We start from the raw sequence: 1,520 nt of genomic DNA on the forward strand, positions 1-1,520 counted from the left end.
TTTGTTTTTAATGCTGTGTTTTCTGCTGTTAAATTTAAATCATTCAGCATTAGTTTTGCATTCAGTTGAGTCATTTGCGTTTGTTTCTCAGTTAATGCTGCATTATCTTCTTTAACTGTGGTGTAGAATCTTTCTAGTAAAGCTAGTTTTTCAGTGTTAGCCATAAATTCAACAGGCTTCCACACGTTTGATTTAACGTCAAAGAACTGCAACATTAGATCTCGTGTTGCGTCAGGCTCTACTTCCGTATATGGAAATTTCGTTTCAAAGTCCTCTGCCACTTCTGCTGTCTTGCACCCGAACGGATACAGAATCTCATAAATTGTTTTCATTTATCTTCCTCCTATTTTTTTAAGACGGCCATGCGTCTGATGTGAAATACACGATTGTTCCTACACAGTTCTGGCTCGCTGGAAAGTCAGACGACGGACTCATAACACTAATCCCAGAATCGTTTGCATAAACTGACAAACTCGGTGCTCTATTCGTGTTGTTTGTCAATGTTCCACCCCAACCAATCCGTCTATTAGGTTTATACCCGTCAGGGAACTGCATTAATGTTTTCCACGCTGCAAAATTAGCAGCTTTATTAGTGATTGAAACACTTGCAACGACCATTCGACCCCAACGCTGAAAATAAACGGTGCTGTCAGCGCTGAAATCAGTTGTGTTAGTAGTGACTACAGTTTTTTCAATGTATCGATCAACTACTACAGATGTGTCAGCCAACATTAAACCATCTTTAAAATTTTTGATGCCGCCGATCGTTTGATTACTTGCTAATGTAACTGCGCGGTTATCAATCGATTGAGCGGTCGTAGCTGGTGTCATTGTTTTAGTCGTATTCGTTCCAGCTGTAGCTTCTTCTGCAGTCGCTAAATTAGTTACGTGATTTGAAGCGATCATTGACTTGATGTAATCGTTTGCTGATACTTTGATTTTCAAATCAAACATTCCGCAATCTAAAGTTACACTTGAAGCTGTAACATTATCAGACGGTTCAGTATGAATCAGTACGTGAACAAATCCATCACTTTGAATCATAGTTTTCATTTCCGAAGAGCTGATATTTTGAGTAATTTCAGAAATGCTACCCATCGTCGAAATAGTTTCTTTAGCCCAAGCACCACTACTGTATATTTTTGTTGTTAATTTGTTTCCACCAACGCTTGAACCGTATCCCCAAATTTGATTGACACCTGTAATATCCAGTGTTTTTAGAACCGCAACTTGAGATATTGTATCGTTAGCCCCTCGATCAACGAAAAAATCTTCTCCTAAAAGATTTTTAACATGCTGTAGAATATTGTATGATAATCGACTAAATCTTACTGTGTTTAGACCCCCATTAGAAGCTGATCGTAGATTTCCATCTTTTTTAGATAAAGCTAAATATCCAGTGCTAGTTTCTTCGGACCCTACACTCATGGCTGTTGGAATACCTGTTGATATACCATAATAAGCTTTGTTTGGGTTTTCCACTAGGCTACCAACAACTTTCCCAACAAAATCACACGTTG

General features: G+C 38.4%; 1 protein-coding gene and 1 pseudogene. Both read right to left on the reverse strand.

Annotation, left to right across the window (positions count from 1 at the left end; genetic code table 11):
* On the reverse strand, nt 1-332 hold a 332-nt coding region (locus RV04_RS12860; RefSeq protein ID WP_071858850.1), incomplete at its 3' end, for a hypothetical protein.
* A 19-nt stretch (nt 333-351) separates the two neighbouring features.
* Nucleotides 352-1,520 (reverse strand): annotated as a pseudogene (locus RV04_RS13340) (hypothetical protein); the annotation flags it as partial.

This window comes from Enterococcus hermanniensis, assembly GCF_001885945.1.
GTDB classification, from domain to species: domain Bacteria; phylum Bacillota; class Bacilli; order Lactobacillales; family Enterococcaceae; genus Enterococcus_A; species Enterococcus_A hermanniensis.